Annotated in this window: 22 protein-coding genes; 8 read left to right on the forward strand and 14 right to left on the reverse strand. The window is 58.5% G+C overall.

Features of this window, described 5'->3' with window-relative positions:
- The first annotated feature begins 2 nt into the window (after positions 1–2).
- Positions 3–824 carry a 4-(cytidine 5'-diphospho)-2-C-methyl-D-erythritol kinase gene (locus tag ACW9UQ_RS10295; protein WP_458930933.1) on the forward strand — a complete coding sequence of 274 codons (822 nt, stop codon included), beginning with the start codon at positions 3–5 and terminating at the stop codon, positions 822–824.
- 106 nt (positions 825–930) lie between these two features.
- Here ACW9UQ_RS10295 and ACW9UQ_RS10300 read toward each other — a convergent pair whose 3' ends face one another.
- Positions 931–1,869 carry a polyprenyl synthetase family protein gene (locus ACW9UQ_RS10300; RefSeq protein WP_458930955.1) on the reverse strand — a complete coding sequence of 313 codons (939 nt, stop codon included), beginning with the start codon at positions 1,867–1,869 and terminating at the stop codon, positions 931–933.
- A 99-nt stretch (positions 1,870–1,968) separates the two neighbouring features.
- Here ACW9UQ_RS10300 and ACW9UQ_RS10305 point away from each other — a divergent pair, with 99 nt between their 5' ends.
- From ACW9UQ_RS10305 to ACW9UQ_RS10315, 3 genes are all read left to right on the forward strand, one after another.
- Positions 1,969–2,181: a putative signal transducing protein gene (locus tag ACW9UQ_RS10305; RefSeq protein WP_458930934.1), complete on the forward strand. Its 213-nt coding sequence runs from the start codon at positions 1,969–1,971 to the stop codon at positions 2,179–2,181.
- Entirely contained in the window at positions 2,178–2,927 is a 750-nt protein-coding gene (locus ACW9UQ_RS10310; RefSeq protein WP_458930935.1) for a tRNA1(Val) (adenine(37)-N6)-methyltransferase, read from the forward strand. The genes ACW9UQ_RS10305 and ACW9UQ_RS10310 overlap by 4 nt, the downstream gene beginning before the upstream one ends.
- 117 nt (positions 2,928–3,044) lie before the next feature.
- Positions 3,045–3,215 carry a YdcH family protein gene (locus ACW9UQ_RS10315; protein ID WP_458930936.1) on the forward strand — a complete coding sequence of 57 codons (171 nt, stop codon included), beginning with the start codon at positions 3,045–3,047 and terminating at the stop codon, positions 3,213–3,215.
- Positions 3,216–3,262: 47 nt separating this feature from the next.
- On the opposite strand, the gene ACW9UQ_RS10320 is transcribed toward ACW9UQ_RS10315, so the two are convergent.
- From ACW9UQ_RS10320 to ACW9UQ_RS10330, 3 genes are read right to left on the reverse strand one after another with little or no spacing between them, the layout of a single operon-like run.
- Positions 3,263–3,988: a type 1 glutamine amidotransferase gene (locus ACW9UQ_RS10320; protein WP_458930937.1), complete on the reverse strand. Its 726-nt coding sequence runs from the start codon at positions 3,986–3,988 to the stop codon at positions 3,263–3,265.
- Positions 3,989–4,027: 39 nt separating this feature from the next.
- Positions 4,028–4,696, reverse strand: a complete 669-nt coding sequence (locus ACW9UQ_RS10325) for a LysR substrate-binding domain-containing protein (RefSeq protein ID WP_458930938.1) — start codon at positions 4,694–4,696, stop codon at positions 4,028–4,030.
- Positions 4,596–4,910, reverse strand: a complete 315-nt coding sequence (locus ACW9UQ_RS10330; RefSeq protein ID WP_458930939.1) for a LysR family transcriptional regulator — start codon at positions 4,908–4,910, stop codon at positions 4,596–4,598. The genes ACW9UQ_RS10325 and ACW9UQ_RS10330 overlap by 101 nt, the downstream gene beginning before the upstream one ends.
- Before the next feature lie 104 nt (positions 4,911–5,014).
- Between ACW9UQ_RS10330 and ACW9UQ_RS10335 the strand changes: the two genes are divergently transcribed.
- Positions 5,015–5,173 carry an RSP_7527 family protein gene (locus tag ACW9UQ_RS10335; RefSeq protein WP_458930940.1) on the forward strand — a complete coding sequence of 53 codons (159 nt, stop codon included), beginning with the start codon at positions 5,015–5,017 and terminating at the stop codon, positions 5,171–5,173.
- Positions 5,174–5,239: 66 nt separating this feature from the next.
- Here the strand turns inward: ACW9UQ_RS10335 and phbB are convergent, their stop codons facing one another.
- The 4 genes from phbB to ACW9UQ_RS10355 form a co-directional block, all read right to left on the reverse strand.
- Complete coding sequence (phbB, locus tag ACW9UQ_RS10340) at positions 5,240–5,965, reverse strand: acetoacetyl-CoA reductase (protein ID WP_458930941.1); 726 nt, start codon at positions 5,963–5,965, stop codon at positions 5,240–5,242.
- Positions 5,966–6,009: 44 nt separating this feature from the next.
- Complete coding sequence (locus tag ACW9UQ_RS10345) at positions 6,010–7,182, reverse strand: acetyl-CoA C-acetyltransferase (RefSeq protein WP_458930942.1); 1,173 nt, start codon at positions 7,180–7,182, stop codon at positions 6,010–6,012.
- 81 nt (positions 7,183–7,263) lie between these two features.
- Positions 7,264–8,478, reverse strand: a complete 1,215-nt coding sequence (locus ACW9UQ_RS10350) for an alpha/beta fold hydrolase (protein ID WP_458930943.1) — start codon at positions 8,476–8,478, stop codon at positions 7,264–7,266.
- Positions 8,475–8,609 carry a hypothetical protein gene (locus tag ACW9UQ_RS10355; protein WP_458930944.1) on the reverse strand — a complete coding sequence of 45 codons (135 nt, stop codon included), beginning with the start codon at positions 8,607–8,609 and terminating at the stop codon, positions 8,475–8,477. The genes ACW9UQ_RS10350 and ACW9UQ_RS10355 overlap by 4 nt, the downstream gene beginning before the upstream one ends.
- A 124-nt stretch (positions 8,610–8,733) precedes the next feature.
- Here ACW9UQ_RS10355 and phaR point away from each other — a divergent pair, with 124 nt between their 5' ends.
- Positions 8,734–9,312 (forward strand): polyhydroxyalkanoate synthesis repressor PhaR, encoded by a 579-nt coding sequence (gene phaR / locus ACW9UQ_RS10360; RefSeq protein ID WP_458930945.1) that lies wholly within the window; start codon positions 8,734–8,736, stop codon positions 9,310–9,312.
- Positions 9,313–9,329: 17 nt separating this feature from the next.
- Here phaR and ACW9UQ_RS10365 read toward each other — a convergent pair whose 3' ends face one another.
- Positions 9,330–10,178 (reverse strand): EAL domain-containing protein, encoded by an 849-nt coding sequence (locus ACW9UQ_RS10365; protein WP_458930946.1) that lies wholly within the window; start codon positions 10,176–10,178, stop codon positions 9,330–9,332.
- A 116-nt stretch (positions 10,179–10,294) separates the two neighbouring features.
- Between ACW9UQ_RS10365 and ACW9UQ_RS10370 the strand changes: the two genes are divergently transcribed.
- Positions 10,295–10,864 carry a DNA-3-methyladenine glycosylase I gene (locus ACW9UQ_RS10370; RefSeq protein ID WP_458930947.1) on the forward strand — a complete coding sequence of 190 codons (570 nt, stop codon included), beginning with the start codon at positions 10,295–10,297 and terminating at the stop codon, positions 10,862–10,864.
- A 98-nt stretch (positions 10,865–10,962) separates the two neighbouring features.
- Here ACW9UQ_RS10370 and ACW9UQ_RS10375 read toward each other — a convergent pair whose 3' ends face one another.
- From ACW9UQ_RS10375 to ACW9UQ_RS10385, 3 genes are all read right to left on the reverse strand, one after another.
- Complete coding sequence (locus tag ACW9UQ_RS10375) at positions 10,963–11,829, reverse strand: tetratricopeptide repeat protein (RefSeq protein ID WP_458930948.1); 867 nt, start codon at positions 11,827–11,829, stop codon at positions 10,963–10,965.
- Positions 11,830–11,960: 131 nt separating this feature from the next.
- Entirely contained in the window at positions 11,961–13,280 is a 1,320-nt protein-coding gene (locus ACW9UQ_RS10380; RefSeq protein WP_458930949.1) for an aspartate aminotransferase family protein, read from the reverse strand.
- A gap of 79 nt (positions 13,281–13,359) precedes the next feature.
- Positions 13,360–13,740, reverse strand: a complete 381-nt coding sequence (locus ACW9UQ_RS10385; RefSeq protein WP_458930950.1) for a VOC family protein — start codon at positions 13,738–13,740, stop codon at positions 13,360–13,362.
- 83 nt (positions 13,741–13,823) lie between these two features.
- Here ACW9UQ_RS10385 and soxR point away from each other — a divergent pair, with 83 nt between their 5' ends.
- Positions 13,824–14,291, forward strand: coding sequence for a redox-sensitive transcriptional activator SoxR (soxR, locus tag ACW9UQ_RS10390; RefSeq protein WP_458930951.1), 468 nt, complete (start codon positions 13,824–13,826; stop codon positions 14,289–14,291).
- A 105-nt stretch (positions 14,292–14,396) separates the two neighbouring features.
- On the opposite strand, the gene ACW9UQ_RS10395 is transcribed toward soxR, so the two are convergent.
- Both ACW9UQ_RS10395 and ACW9UQ_RS10400 read right to left on the reverse strand, forming a co-directional pair.
- Positions 14,397–15,107: a hypothetical protein gene (locus ACW9UQ_RS10395; protein ID WP_458930952.1), complete on the reverse strand. Its 711-nt coding sequence runs from the start codon at positions 15,105–15,107 to the stop codon at positions 14,397–14,399.
- Positions 15,108–15,117: 10 nt separating this feature from the next.
- On the reverse strand, positions 15,118–15,483 hold the full coding sequence (locus ACW9UQ_RS10400; protein ID WP_458930953.1) for a hypothetical protein: 366 nt from the start codon (positions 15,481–15,483) through the stop codon (positions 15,118–15,120).
- Between the last annotated feature and the right edge of the window lie 473 nt (positions 15,484–15,956).

Consider the following 15,956-nt stretch of genomic DNA (forward strand, 5'->3'; position numbering starts at 1 on the left):
CGGTGGCTGAATGTGTTGAGCTGGCGCGCGCCAAGCTCAACCTGACCCTGCATGTTACCGGGCGTCGCAATGACGGGTATCACCTGCTGGATTCGCTGGTGGTGTTTCCAGATATGGGCGACGAAATACGGCTTCGGGTCGCGCCAGAGACGCGGCTGACGATTGATGGCCCTTATGCACATGCCGTTTCGTCCCGGGAAAACCTGATCTTTGATATGGCGGCGCGGCTGGGGGTGACAGCCGACATACACCTGACCAAGAACCTGCCTGTGGCCGCCGGGATCGGTGGCGGCTCGGCCGACGCTGCGGCGACGGCTAGGGGGTTGTGCCAGCTTTATGGAAAGCCCTTGCCAGATCCGTCCGGTCTGGCCGATCTGGGTGCGGATATCCCGGTGTGCCTGTCCCAGAAGCCCAGCCGGATGCAAGGCATTGGTGAAAACCTGACGTCGGTGAACTTCCCCGACTGCGCCTGCGTTCTGGTCAATCCGGGCGTGGCCGTTCCTACCGGCCCAGTCTTTACCGCGCTGGAAAACGTGGAAAATCCACCTATGCCCGCGCTGTCGTCCCTTAAGGACTTTGATCGGGCGGTGGTTTACCTGTCCACTTGCCGGAACGATCTGCAATCCGCGGCCATTAACCTGGCCCCCCCGATCAAGGATGTCCTAACCATACTTGCGAAACAAAAGGACTGCGCCCTTGCCCGCATGTCAGGTTCCGGTGCGACATGTTTCGGGCTGTTTCGAAACCTGACTGCGGCGCAGAGGGCAGCAAGGACGCTAAGGGACGCCCATCCCGATTGGTGGGTGCAGGCCGCCTCCGTCTAAAGAGTCTCGCGAAATACCTGAGATATCCAGTATCATCGAACGCGTTGAAATCTATGATTTCAGGCAGTGTTAGATGGCTCAGTGCCTCGTATGGGGCTCCGACTGCTCAAGCAACGCGAGCGACGACCTCGTCCGCAAGTTTGTCCAGCAGGTGCCGTATCGGTGTGTCCGGCAGCGCCTCAAGCGCGCCTTTGGCGGTTTCGGACCAGATCAGCGCCTGCATCCGGGTCGTGCCCAGCGTGTCATAGCTGTCCATGATCCTAAGGGCGGTGTCCAGATCGCCGTCGCGCTGGTCACCCTTTTCAATCGTGCGGTGCCAGAAGGCGTGTTCCTCATCATCGGCCTGTTCCAGCGCCAGAATCAGCGGCAGGGTCAGCTTACGCTCCCGGAAGTCGTCACCGACATTCTTGCCCATCTGCGCGGTTGCCCCGCTGTAATCCAGCAGATCATCCACCATCTGAAAACTGATCCCCAGCGCATCGCCATAATCGCGCAGGGCGGTGACATGGGTTTCGTCTGCGCCGGAGATCACGCCACCAACCTCGCACGCAGCGGCGAACAGGGCGGCGGTTTTGCCGCGAATAACCTTCAGATAGGTGTCCTGCGTGGTGCTCAGGTTCTGCGCAACGGACAGCTGCAACACCTCGCCCTCAGCGATCACGGCCGAGGCATTTGCCAGAATATCCAGGACACGCAGGTTGCCGGTCTCGACCATCAGCTGGAACGACCGGGAAAACAGGTAATCCCCGACTAGAACCGAAGACTGGTTGTCCCACAGCAAATTCGCCGTCGGTCGCCCGCGCCGCTGCTGACTGTCATCCACCACATCATCATGCAGAAGGGTTGCGGTATGGATGAACTCCACCGTTGCCGCCAGCCGCAGGTGATGATCGCCGTCATAGCCGCACATCCGTGCTGTCGCCAATGTCAGCAAGGGCCGCAGCCGCTTGCCGCCTGCGTCTACCAGATGCGCGGTGACCTGCGGAATGCGCGGGGCATGTTCCGAGGCCATACGCTCGGCGATCAGTTGCCCGACAGCCGCCATATCATCGGCCAGTTCGGCCTGAAGTCGCTCTAATGCGCTGGTCACACCACTCTCCTTGTTTACTCGACCTTTTTACGTCGCCCCGATAGGGTGGCAAGCATGAAAGAGATACTGCGCTCAAACGACCCGACCGAGATTGCCTTCGCCACCGCCCTTTTGAAGGGGGAGGAGATCGCCTGTTTTGTGCTGGACGCGCATATGTCAGCGCTTGAAGGGTCCATCGGAATTCTGCCCCGCCGGTTGATGGTGCATAAGGATCATCTAGCTGCCGCCCAGCAGGTGCTGCGCGACAATGACTTGATCCCGGCGTGACGACGACCAGTTGTGATGCCTTTCTGGGTGGGCGTCTGCAGATCGAACAACCGACGGTGGGATATCGCGCGGCGACTGATCCGGTGTTTCTGGCCGCTGCCATTGATGCCAAATCTGGTCAGACCGCGCTGGAACTTGGGTGCGGTGTTGGTGTGGCGTCCTTATGTCTGGCAGCAAGAGTGCCGGGTTTGCATGTGACCGGGCTAGAGGTGCAGGCCGCCTATGCCGATCTGGCGCGCCTCAATGCTGCGCGCAACGATCTGCCCTTTGACGTGATCGAGGGCGACCTGACCCGCTCGCCGGAGGCGCTGAAAGCGCAGAGTTTCCACCACGTTCTGGCCAATCCGCCCTATTACCGCACACCAGATGCCACCGGGGCCGCTGATCCGGGTCGCGACGTTGCACATCGTGAACTGAACGCGGAGCTGGCGGATTTCATTGATGCAGGTCTGCGCCGGTTGCGGCCTGGCGGCTGGCTGACCCTGATCCAGCGCACGGACCGCCTGCCCGAGATGCTTGCCGCCCTGACCGGGCGCGCGGGTGACATGCGTATCCTGCCGCTTTGCGCCCGTCGTGGACGTGTGGCCAGCCGGGTGATCCTGCGGGCCCGCAAAGGCGCAAAGGCGCCACTGATTCTCTATCCACCTTTGGTTGTCCACAGGGCTGGGCGTCATATTGTGGATGGATCGGATTTTTCAGCGTGCGCAGAGAAAATTCTGCGCCATGGCAAGTCCCTGAAATTCTGAGGTTTGCCAGTTTGGCCCAAAATATTTTACGACTTAAGTAATCGTTAAGATGACAGTGCGACGTTTTTGTGATGCAATTGTTCCTGTTGCACAGCGAAACCATAAAGGAGGACTTTAATGAACCTCGAATCCCACCTGACTGAACTTCGCACCAAACACCAGAGCCTTTCTGAGATGATTGAACAGGAACAGCGTAGTCCTGGCTCTGATGACCTTCAGATTTCCGCGCTGAAGCGCAAAAAATTGCATATCAAGGAAGAGATCGAGCGTATCAACGCCCGCATGTAAGCGGCGCGACGTCCGGATCATCCGACCGCCGGGTCAGTGGTTGCTTTTTACCCGGCGGCTTTCCGAAAAAAGGTAACAATCGTATTCGCCCAGTCCGCATTGTTGACGGGTGTACCAAGCTTTGACGAAGCGTCCTCAAGCACGTCTGCGGGAACAACCTCGTGCAGGCGGGTGTCAATCAACCCATGCACGAAGGGCGCATCAAATTCCGGGTGTGGCTGGACCGATATCGCCAGCGGGTTGTCCGGATCGCCATAGGCCAATGCGGCATAGTTACAGAACTCCGACCGGGCCAGTACGGTTGTGTTCGGCGGCTGCGCAATCACCTGATCCTGATGCACGGCATGGGCAGACCAGCCGGCGCTAAGCCCGCTCATCCATTCTGGCACGCTCACGGCCTCATACTGATGCGGTCCCAGACCCCAGCCTTTTTCAGATTTGGCGGCCTTCCCGCCCATGGCCTCGGCCAGGATTTGATGGCCAAAACAGATGCCTGCGACCGGAACGCCTTCGTCCAGCGCGCGGCGCAGGAAGGCCTTCAGCGGCTCAATCCAGGGCAGATCGTCGTAAATCCCATGGCGAGAGCCGGTGATCACCCACCCATCCATGCACGCCGGATCGCCCAGTTCATCGCCGCCGACAACATCAACGGTGTGGAATTCAAGCGTCGGGTCCACAGCGCTGAGCATCCGGCGGAACATGTCGGGATACTCGCCATGGCTGTTTGCCAGTTGCGCCACTGCATTGCCAGTCTTCAATATGCCGATCTGCATTTTTACTGCCCTTGAACAGCGGGTGTTCCGCCAATTGTTTTACTCGTTCGGGATATGCACCAGCCGCCGACCCTCGGCAAGGGGTTGGTCCTTCGCAGCCTCTTCATGCAGCCATGTCCGGAAGGCGGCAATTGCGGGCTTCGTCTCTGCACCATGGGGACAGACCAGGCGGAACTGCGCATCTATTGTCAGCGCCAGATCGAACGGGGCCACCAATGCCCCGGTTCGCAGTGATGCCGCCCCAACAGAACTGCGGGCCAACACCGCGCCGCCGCCCTCCAGCGCCATATCAACCGCATGATCCGCCTGGCTGAAATGCAGGCCCTTCATCTCGGGCGCATCCACCCCTGCATGGCGAAACCACTCTGCCCAGTTCGGCACCCTGTTCAGAAACTGCAGGCTGTCGTCATGGATCAGCGGGATCGACAGCAGATCTTCGGGCCGTTTCACCTTCGCGGCGATATCGGGCCGCATCATTGGTGAAATCCAACCCTGATAGATCACCTCGGAAAACAGCCCCTCACTTGGTGTGTCGCCAAAGCGGATCGCGATATCCACTTCGTCCAGATCGAAATCCAGTACTTTCAGAGTTGCCGCAAAACGCAGGTCAATCTCTGGGTGTGATTGGGCAAAGCTGAACAGCCGTGGTGCCAGCCATTTTGCGGTGAAGGCAGGCCCGGCGCAGCGTATCGAACCCTTCGGCCGCAAACGGTTGCAGCGCACGGCCCGCCTCGGTCAGGGTGACGGCGCGGTTCAGCCGCAGGAACAGAGCCGCGCCCAGATGCTCCTCAAGGTTTTTGATCTGCAGGCTTAACGCGGCCGGGGTCACGGCCAGTTCCTCTGCAGCCGCGGCAAAGCTCATATGCCGGGCAGCCGCATCAAAGGCGCGGAGGGCAGTCAGCGGAGGTAGGTGGTCAGGCATGGATAAGTTTTTCTAAACTGATGCCGAGAAAGTCTCGTTTGTCAGCAATGCTATGCAAAGCCATATTCAACATCAAGATGGAAGCAGATTAGCGGGAGTTAATCATGCACGACATTGGCGAAGCCACCACTCATGCCGAAATCAAAAACGCCATCGACCGTGCGCACATGCTGCGCAGCCAGGCGCTGACACAAAGCTTTCGGTCGCTTTGGACCTGGCTATGGCGTCCTGCAGCCGCCCCGGCACAGCCAGAGGTCAGCTAAGGACCCGTACCGGCAACAAAAACGCCGCCCCAAAAGGAGCGGCGTAAGTCTTAAGACCAACCCCTATCAGACGAAAAACTGCCCGCCATTGGCTGAAATGGTTGAGCCGGTGATCAGCCCCGCCTCTTCCGAGGCAAGAAAAACAACGCAACGCGCAATCTCTTCCGGCTCACCCAGACGCCCGATCGGGATCTGGGGAATGATCCGCTCATTCAGCACTTTTTCATCAATCGCCTTGACCATATCAGTGGCAATATAGCCCGGACAAATCGCGTTCACCGTGATCCCCGAGCGCGCACCTTCCTGCGCCAGCGCCTTGGTAAAACCCAGATCACCGGCCTTAGCAGCGGAATAGTTCGCCTGCCCGGCCTGCCCCTTTTGCCCGTTGATCGAGGATATGTTGATCACGCGGCCAAATTTGCGCTCCCGCATGCCGGACCAAAGCGGATGGGTCATGTTGAACAACCCATTCAGGTTGGTGTCGATCACCTCATTCCACTGGTCCGGCGTCATCCGGTGAAACATGGTGTCCCGTGTGATGCCTGCATTGTTCACCAGCACATCAATCGGCCCCAACGCCTCTTCCACCTGCCTGATCCCGGCAACGCAGGCGTCATAGTCCGCGACCGACCATTTATAGGCCGGGATCCCGGTCTCTTCAGTAAAGGCCTTTGCAGCCTCGTCATTGCCGCCATATGTGGCCGCAACGCTATAGCCCGCCTCTTTTAGCGCCACCGAAATCGCCGCGCCAATCCCGCGCGATCCGCCGGTCACCAATGCAACACGTCCCATATCTTTCCTCCCGCTGTAGGGTGGGTGAAACCCACCACCTTTTGCTACCGTTCGACACACATGGCGACGCCCATGCCGCCGCCAATGCACAATGTCGCCAGACCTTTCTTGGCATCCCGCCGCTTCATCTCAAACAAAAGCGTGTTCAACACACGGCAGCCAGACGCGCCGATCGGATGGCCGATGGCAATTGCGCCGCCATTGACGTTCACAATCTCCGGGTTCCAGCCCATATCCTTGTTTACGGCGCAAGCTTGTGCCGCAAAGGCCTCATTCGCCTCCACCAGGTCCAGATCGTCGACAGACCAGCCCGCCTTTTCCAGTGCCGCCCGAGAGGCCGGGATCGGTCCGGTGCCCATGATGGCCGGGTCGACCCCGGCGGTGGCATAGGACGCGATGCGCGCCAGCGGTTCGATGCCGCGCTTTGCGGTTTCGTCAGCATGCATCAGCAGCGTTACAGCAGCCCCATCATTGATGCCGGACGCATTCGCCGCCGTCACCGACCCGTCCTTGGAAAAGGCCGGGCGCAGCTTCTGCATGCCCTCCAGCGTCGCGCCGTGACGAATATACTCGTCCCGATCCACCACAACATCGCCCTTGCGGGTGGTTAGCGTCACCGGTGTGATCTCATCATCAAAGCGCCCGGCTTTCTGTGCCGCTTCGGCCTTGTTCTGACTGGCCAGCGCGAAGGCGTCCTGCTGATCGCGGCTGATTTGCCACTTCTCGGCGACATTCTCAGCAGTATTGCCCATGTGATAGCCGTTGAACGCATCCCAAAGGCCATCCTTGATCATCGAATCGATGAACTGCATATCGCCCATTTTCTGGCCCCGGCGCAGGTTGGCGACATGGGCGCTGCGGCTCATGCTTTCCTGACCGCCAGCAACAACAATCGCCGCATCGCCAAGCTGAACATGCTGTGCGCCGATGGCGACAGCCCGCAGGCCAGACCCGCAGACTTGGTTAACTCCCCAGGCGGATGCCTCAATCGGCAACCCGGCAGCAACATGTGCCTGACGGGCAGGGTTCTGCCCCTCGCCCGCAGTCAGCACCTGTCCAAGAATGGTTTCCGAGACCTCACCCGGCGCGACACCCGCGCGGTCCAGCGCGGCAGAGATCGCCGCAGCACCCAGCGTATGCGCGGGCGTGTCCGCAAAGGATCCAAGAAAACTGCCAACGGGCGTGCGCGCGGCAGAGGCGATAACGACATCAGTCATAAGAAAAACCCCCTGAGAAAGACGATAGGTCCGGTTGCGTTGATCTTGGTCGGCTTGTGTCCCGGTTGCAAGGGTGTGGGGTCAGCCAAATTGCCTCAGGAAGTCGAAAACGTCCCGCCAGACCAGATTCGGCGCGCGTTGTCCCATTATCATCCCGACATGACCCATATCGGGCTGGGAGAGTGTGGCACCAGGAATGGCTGTAGCCAGTGGCTCCGCGCTGGCGGGCGGGGCGATGATGTCACGTTGCCCGGCCAGGACCAGCGCGGGGCATGTCACATCACGTGCCAAAACCGGGCGGGCCAGCACCTGCCAGCCGCCGCTGGCCAAACCATCGCCAAGCTGCCAGTCGATCAGCAGATCCTCGGCTGCGAGTCCGGCCAATGCCATGCCGTCGGCCAGCCAGTCCTCAAGCGCAACGAAAGTCTGCGCCTCTGCGCTGTCTGGGGGCAATTGGGCCAGCTTGCGGAATTTGACAGCAGCGTCGACGGGGCGGATCAGGGCGAACAAATGCTGCAGCATCAGGTCCGGCACCACGCCAAAAGCCTGTACAAGAGCATGTAGTTGCGCGCGCAGTTTTGCGATACCGGTTTGGCGTAACACGCCTCGCATCTCGGCGGCCAGTCCGGTGGTATTGCCAAACGACCAGGGCGCGCCGATGGTAACCAAGGCAGAGACCGGCACCCGGGTCGCCAGCGCCACCGCCAGCGCACCGCCCATGCAATAGCCAAGGATTGCAGGCGGGCGACCGGTCTGCCCGGTTAGAAAAGCGGCCGCAGGTAACAAGCGCGCGGTGACATAGGCATCAAGGTCAAAGCGCGCCTCATCCATGCCCGGATCGCCCCAATCGACCAGCACCGGGCGCAATCCTGCAGCGGCCATGCTGCGCAGCATCGACCGCTCGGCCGTCAGATCCAGTACATAGGCGCGGTTGATCAGCGAGGGCACCACCAGAACCGTTGGCCCTGCCGCATCCGGTGCGTAATCCAGCAGCCGTGTGGTTCCCGCCTGCCAGATCACCGGTGGTTCGGTCAGATCACGGCGATAAGGATGTTGCTGCCATATCGAAATGCCTGCCAGCATCCCGCGCAGACGGGTCAGTGCCCGTTCAGCAACGGCCATCGGATCGGGCGACATCGGCGCGGTGGGTCGCAGGCTGTCATGCCAGGGAAATGCGCTGTCCCCGGCCATCGGGGCAGCCAGTATGGCCTGTTGATAGGCAAGGATCGCACTGCCCAGATGAAAGGTCAGCGGATCGGGCTTGCCGGTTCTATGCGCGGCGGGCGGATGGGTCATTCCGGCTTGGGCTGTTTGACGGCGCGGGTCCCGTCAACGGCAATCAGGCGCAGGTTGCGTTCCCACAGATCAAGGTAATCTGCCGCCTGCTGCGCCGCCTCTTGCTGCTGGTCTTTAGCGTTCTCTGCCATCGCCTGCCCCTTTCCCGCAGCCCATATCATGCTGCAGCATTGCTGCGCACAATAAATTTATGTTGCGGTGCGACACTTCCCGGCGATAATGCCGCCCTGTCAGGAGTATTGGAGTTTACCGGACATGGCCAAGCAAAAGGCTGCCGACACCGATCCCGTCGTGATCAAGAAATACGCCAATCGTCGGCTCTATAACACCGATGTATCGGCTTATGTGACGCTGGAGGATCTGGCCGCCATGGTGCGCGAGGGCCGTGATTTCGTTGTACATGATGCCAAGTCAGGCGAGGATATCACGCGGTCTGTCCTGACACAGATCATCTTCGAGGAAGAGGCCAAGGGCGAGACGATGCTGCCCGCGAACTTCCTGCGGCAGTTGATCCGGCTTTACGGGGATACGCTGCAAGGTGTGGTGCCGGGCTATCTTGAAACCTCGATGGAGACGTTCCTGCACAATCAGGAACAACTTCGCGAACAGGTGACCAAAGCGTTTGGCGCCAATCCGGCCATGGCAGGGCTGGAAAATATGGCCCGGGCCAATATGGAAGTCTTTGAGAACGCCATGCGGATGTTTACGCCCTTCGGCGGCGCGCCAGAGCAGAAACCTACCGAAGATGCCTCGCGCAAGGACGAGTTGGACGCGCTGAAATCGCAGTTGAAGGATATGCAGGACCAGCTTTCAAAACTGGCGGGAAAGCCCTAAGCCGACTGACCGCGCCATCAAGCGCTGTCGCGCTGCGCCCAGGGGTCAACCAGTTCCTGCAAGGGGCGGCCGATCAGATAGCCCTGAATTGCGTCCACACCCAGTTCGGTAGCTTTGGCGGCGTCGTCCTCGGTCTCGATATATTCGGCGACTGTCATCATCTCAAAATGCCGGGCCATCTCCACCAGCGCACGAACAAGCGCCTGCGAATCAGCGCTACCTGCCAGGCCGCAGCAAAAGCTGCCGTCAATTTTGATGATATCGAACCGATAGGCCCTGAGATGCCGGAACGAGGTTGTGCCAGCGCCAAAATCATCCAGCGCGGTAGAGCATCCCAGCGCCCGCAACTCTGTGATGAAGTCCAGCGCCTTGGGTTGATCCAGCAGGCTTGAGGATTCGGTAATTTCCACAATCAGGCGAAAAGCGATGTCCGGCGCGGCTTGCGCTGCTGCTTTCAGCGTTGCGATCCAGTCGTCATTTGCAACCGTGAAGGGGGTAATGTTGACCGACAGCCGCAGCCAGGGATTGTCGGCCAGCGCGCGAATGGCCAGACGCAGCACCTCTACATCCAGGGCAAGGCTGAGGGTCGTCCCCTCGACAAAAGGCAGGTAGGCGTCTGGTTTGATCAGGCTTCCATCGGTATCACGCAGACGCATCAACCCTTCGTAGAATGTGACCGGGCGTCCGGCATGGGTCGAAACCACCGGTTGATAGACAAGACATACCCGATCCTCTGCCAGGGTATGGGCCACGACGCTGCGCATCTTGGCGCGCTGAGCCAGGGATGCCTCGCATTTCGTGGTCAGATAGGGGACCGCATCACCGATGCTTTGCCAGACTGCAATTCTGTTCCGCTCACTGACCATTACGCTACCTCTTTCTTGTACGCAGGGGGCACTCTGGACCAAACACGATTAAATCATCGTAAAGGCTAAGAAAATGTTCTATAAATGTTCCAAACTGACGCCGAAGGGGAACGATGATGGAACGCTGTCCATGGTGCGAGGATGATCCGCAATATATCGAGTATCATGACAAAGAATGGGGTGTGCCGGATTATGACAGCCGCTCTTTGTGGGAAATGCTGATCCTTGAGGGGTTTCAGGCGGGGCTCAGCTGGATCACCATTTTGCGCAAGCGAGAGAATTTTCGCGCTGCTTTTGCCGGGTTCGACCCGGACAAGGTAGCGGCCTTTGATGACGCGGATGTGGAGCGGCTGCTGGCAGATCCGGGTATCGTGCGGCATCGTGGCAAGATCAATGCGGCCATCAAATCCGCCCAGGCTTGGCAGCGGATCGAGGCGCAATCGGGATTTTCCGATTTTCTGTGGCGCTATGTTGATGGCAAACCGATCCAGAACACCTACGCCTCATTGGCCGAAGTGCCAGCCAAAACCCCGCTGTCCGAGCAGATATCAAAGGACTTGCGCAAGGCAGGGTTTAATTTCTGCGGCCCGACGATCACCTATGCTTTCATGCAGGCCGTGGGGATGGTGAATGATCACCTGACCACCTGTCCGCATCATGCAAAGGTCCAGAAACTCGTGCGTTAAAGCGTCTCACGAAATACCTTAAACATCACGCATCATCGAACGCGTTGAAATCTTTGATTTCGGGCAGCGTTAGATGATTCAGGCTTTTGCATGACGCGTCAGTCGGCTGTATCGAGCCGTTCAAGGAGTATGCTTGCATTTGGTGCGCCCGTGCGGCTTGCAACTTCGGCGTAGTTGCGCGCCTCCTCCGTTCGATCTTTCTGCGCCAGCCAGTGGGCAACACGCAGAGCGGCCGGGCCCTGCAGCGGAGACATTGCATCGGCCTTCAAAAAGCTGTCGATGGCACTGTCGATATCTTTCATATCGAAATACAGGTTTCCGATCCGCCGCCATAGATCTGCTGACGGCCAGCGATCGATCACTTGCAGTGACAGGTCAATGGCATCCTGATGCTGTCCTGATCGCCGCTTCAGTTCTGCGGCCTGATTGAACAGATAAGCCCATTCGCGATGCGTCTTGTCGCGGCTTTCAGCCACCTGCATATCGGCATCAATCATCTTCGAGGCGCCCTCAAGCCGATGTACCCGAAGCTGAGAGGCGTAGACCGAGGCCGTCATACCCACATCAAACCGATCCTCGGGTGCGCGGTCCAGATAGCGCTGCAGAGAGCTTTCAACGACCAGAATGTCACGCTTCAGATGCAGATATAGCGCGACCGTCATCAACGGAGAGCCGTCAATGATGGCCAGGTCCTTGTCCATCGCCAGACCCATTCGGTCGGCAGAAATGTCCGTCAGACGATTGTTCTCAAGCGCCTCATCTAGGCGCGGTAGCAGCTCGACCAGCCTTTCGCACTCGGCCATCTCCTCTGGTGTAAGTGTACCGTTGCCGGTACGCTGCAACCCATCTGTAGTACCTGCAGCCACAGCAAAGAAATCCCACCGGCGTTGCTCACGCCGTTCGCGATGTTCAAAGATCAGCACCTGATCGTCGCGGCGGATTGGCAGGAAAATGCGGGTGGTCAAGGTGTACCTCGTGTCCGGGCGCTAAGACGTTTGAGTTGCGTTAGCACATCTTGGTCATCGCGGGCCAGTGGTCTTGGCGCTGGATGCGGTTTTCCTGTCATTCGGGGCGCTCGACGTAAATGCACGCTCGCCTAAAGGCAGGCGTCGAGTGCGCTTTCCAGCTTGTCTGTCAGTTCCTCGATCTGCGCGTCCTCCAGAATGAACGGCGGGGCCAGCAGAATGTGGTCGCCGCTGCGCCCGTCTATGGTGCCGCTCATCGGATAGCAGATCAGCCCAGCTTCAAACGCGGCCTTCTTTAGCCGCGCGGCCAACTTCTGCGATGGGTCGAAGGGGGCTTTGGTAGCCCGATCCTTTACGAGTTCCAGCCCCAGGAACAACCCACGTCCACGGATATCGCCGATATGCGGGTGCTGCCCGAACCGGTCCGTCAGGGCTGTGCGCAGTCTTGCACCCTGCGCCTGCACCCGGTCAAGCAGACCGCGGTCGAGAATGGCATTCACCACCGCCAGACCGGCAGCGGTTGCAACCGGATGGCCCAGATAGGTGTGGCCGTGCTGGAAAAAGCCGGAGCCGTTTGAGATCGCATCGTAAATCTGTTTGCTACACAGCATCGCGCCGATGGGCTGATATCCAGCACCCAGGCCTTTGGCGATACAGACAATATCCGGCACGACGCCGTCCTGTTCACAGGCGAACAGGCTGCCGGTCCGGCCTATGCCACACATGACCTCATCCAGTATCAAAAGAATGCCGTGGCGGTCGCAAATCTCGCGGATACGTTTGAAATAGCCGGGGGCCGGGGGAACCGCACCGGCGGTCGCGCCCACCACCGGTTCCGCAATAAAGCCCATGACGGTTTCAGGACCCAGCCGCTGGATTTCCGCCTCAAGCGCATTGGCGGCACGAATGCCATAGGCCTCGTCGCTTTCGCCTGCCTCCTGCAGCCGATAGGCATAGCAGGGGTCGATATGGCTGATATCCAGCAAGAGCGGGCCGAATTGTGCCCGCCGCCATTCATTGCCACCGGCAGACAACGCGCCGATGGTGTTGCCGTGATAGCTTTGTTTGCGGGCAATCAGGCGGCCGCGCTGCGGCTCTCCGGTTTCTACGAAATACTGCCGGGCCAGTTTGATCGCCGCTTCGGTCGCCTCGGACCCGCCGGAAACGAACATCACCCGGTCAATCCCTGTTGGTGCATGGCGCACCAGCAGTTCCGCCAATGCCTCGGCCGGGGCGGAGGTAAAGAAACCGGTATGTGCAAAAGCGATCTTGTCCAGCTGGTCTTTGATCGCCGCCGTTACCTCAGCATCGCCATGCCCCAGACAAGACACCGCCGCCCCGCCCGAGGCGTCAAGATACCGTTTCCCGCTTTGGTCGATCAAATAGCAGCCCGCGCCATCGGCAATAACGGGTAGCTGGCTGTGGCAATGGCGGGGAAAAACATGGGACATGGCGGCGACCTTTGATGACGCTTTGACCGACCCTAGGGGAGGTCAGGCCAAAACGTCCAGTTCAAAAGCGCCCTTGGGGTCAGTACTGCACCACTTCGAATTCCACCCCGTCATGATCCCTGAAATAGAACCGCCGGCCGGGTTCGTAATCGGCGTGGTTATGCGGCTCAAACCCGGCAGCGGTGACCTTTCGTTCGGTTGCGTCAAGATCATCGACGGTTACGGCGATATGGTTCAGCCCGCCGACGGTTTCGTAACTGCTGGCCCCGGGTTTTGGCGCCTCTTTCGGGGAATACACCGCGACATAGTCGATATCCGTCCCGACATGAACGCTGTAGCCACCGCCCAGTGTGGCACCCTGCCAGCGTATCTTCCAGCCAAAGACTTCTTCCATCCAGGCAGCGGTTTTCAGCGGGTCGCTGGCGGTGAAATTGGTGTGTTCCAGATGAGCCTGAAGCATGATCCGATCTCCTTTTGATATTGATCGGACAGGTTTGTAGTTGCTAAAGCTAACTTTAGGTCAAGGTTTATTTTGAGAATCCCATGCCCATAGCAGAACTTACCATCGGACAGGTCGCCCGCCGCACAGGGCTGGCGGTCTCGGCCATCCGCTATTACGAAGCGCAGGGGCTGGTCCAATCGAACCGTAACGCGGGCGGTCAGCGCCGCTTCCGCAAGGCCGATCTGCGGCGGTTGTCTTTCGTTATTATTGCGCAGGGCTTCGGCTTCACCATTGCGCGCATCCGCGAGCTTTTGGAAAACCTTCCTGATGCCCGTACTCCAACGGAGTCAGACTGGAACCGCATCGCCGGAACTTTCAGGGCAGAACTGGATCAAAGGATTGAGACACTGACCAAATTGCGCGACAGTCTTGATGGCTGTATCGGTTGTGGCTGCCTGTCGATGAAAAAGTGCGCACTTTATAACCCTGCTGACCGTGCTGCACGAAACGGTTCAGGGCCACGCTATTTGATGGGAGACCGGGCAGAGGCCGTAGAACCTGACGCTTAGTCCCATGCGGTTCGGCCACTGTCGCTGTTTCAGCACTTTAAGAGGTGCATGTAGATAACATGCGAGACCGCTACCGCGACAAGTCAAACACCGTCAGTTGAAACTTTAGCGGGTTATCCTGCAAAAGTGCCCCATAGCTTTCAACAACTGCCAACCGGGTTCTTTGCTTTCAGCATCCAAGTCAATCACATGCAGGCTATAGCTCAGTCCGGACATAGCCTCATTCCAATCGTACCGCAGCAGTGCCAGGCGGCCGTTGTCCGGAGATATCACCGGACCCTTAAAGCCCATATTACCGCGCTGTTTGCCACGCTCATCCAGCAGGTAGCGGCCATCCCTCTTTTCAATCAGCTGCTCATCCGAACGGATTAAAACATAGGTTGCGTTCCCGTTCATCTCAGAGCCGGTGGTCGCATGGGCCAGCCAGCCATCACTTATCCAATGTGAAATAGCTATCCCGTGATCATCCACACCAAGCTGTTCTTCGTTAAGGATGAAGTCTGTGCCTTTGACACTGCTATCCTTGGGATTGATGAAAAAGGCATCACCTGGCTCATAGCCCGGGAAATAGAACTGAAGTTCGGCGCCGACCCGCAGCCAGCCGTCTGCAAATCTGATGGCGTTTGAGCGTTGAGACTGGCACAGGGTTGCCACCGCAGTTCCGCTGGGGGTGCCGATCAGCTTGGCAGACCCATCGAATACTTCGATCTTTTGGTTTGGGTCCCAGGTATCTTGCCCGCAGAAGACGAGCGCGGACGCATCTGGCGTGACCTCTGCCCATAGTGGCTTGCTCAGATCGGCTGCGATTGGTGCCAAGATCTCGGTTTTAAAGCGTTTCGGGATAAACCTGAGACACAAGCTTATCCCGAAACGCGGTGATAAGCCTATAGAGTGTACGCGTTTCGATTTTAGGTGATGTCTCATGGTAAACTCGAAACGCTTTAATACTGTTGAGGGCCGTCCTCATGTGAAATGCGCGGACGGAACCATCGTCAGATTTTCTAAAGCCGACGAAATGAAGATCATTCCCAATGGCCACCGGATTGCTCAGCAGGGCAATACCGTCATAGGCTGCAGCGGCTACACAGGCCTTGGCCGGTGTCTTGCTTTCACAGCTTATTGCAGTGCCATCCAATCCATCAGCGACTGCTGTAAGCGGAAGCATGGCAAGTGGAAATAGAACAGCTCTCATTGTTTCCCCCGGAAGCGCCAAGCGTCGTTGGGCTCTCAAATTCAAGAGATCGCATGTTAGGGCGCAGACATCTAGAGAAGAAGGCTCTTGGCACTAGTCATTTAGATGTATGCGCTTTTACAACAGGTCAGGCCCCGGCCGCGAGGACATAGCAGTTGGTGGACGATACCCGGATTGATGCCTCTCGGCGAATACGCTGTTAGCTTAGAGACACAATCGGCCAGAAACGATAGAAAGTGGATCATAATCATGGTTTGGCCGCTTATCTGTACGCCCCCACTTTTCCCAAGCAGCTTGCTTCGATAGATCAGACAGGTCGGTCAGCTGATGTTCTGCCGGTCTGAACCTGCGGTGCTAGAGCACCGTCCATTTAATCTGCAACATACCCGGCAGCCTTGAAGAGATTTCGGCACTCGTCTGGTGGGAAGAGGTCGCATGTTTGTGCAACGGATTTGAAAAGCGCTTCGAAGGTG

Source organism: Halovulum sp. GXIMD14793 (assembly GCF_054457435.1).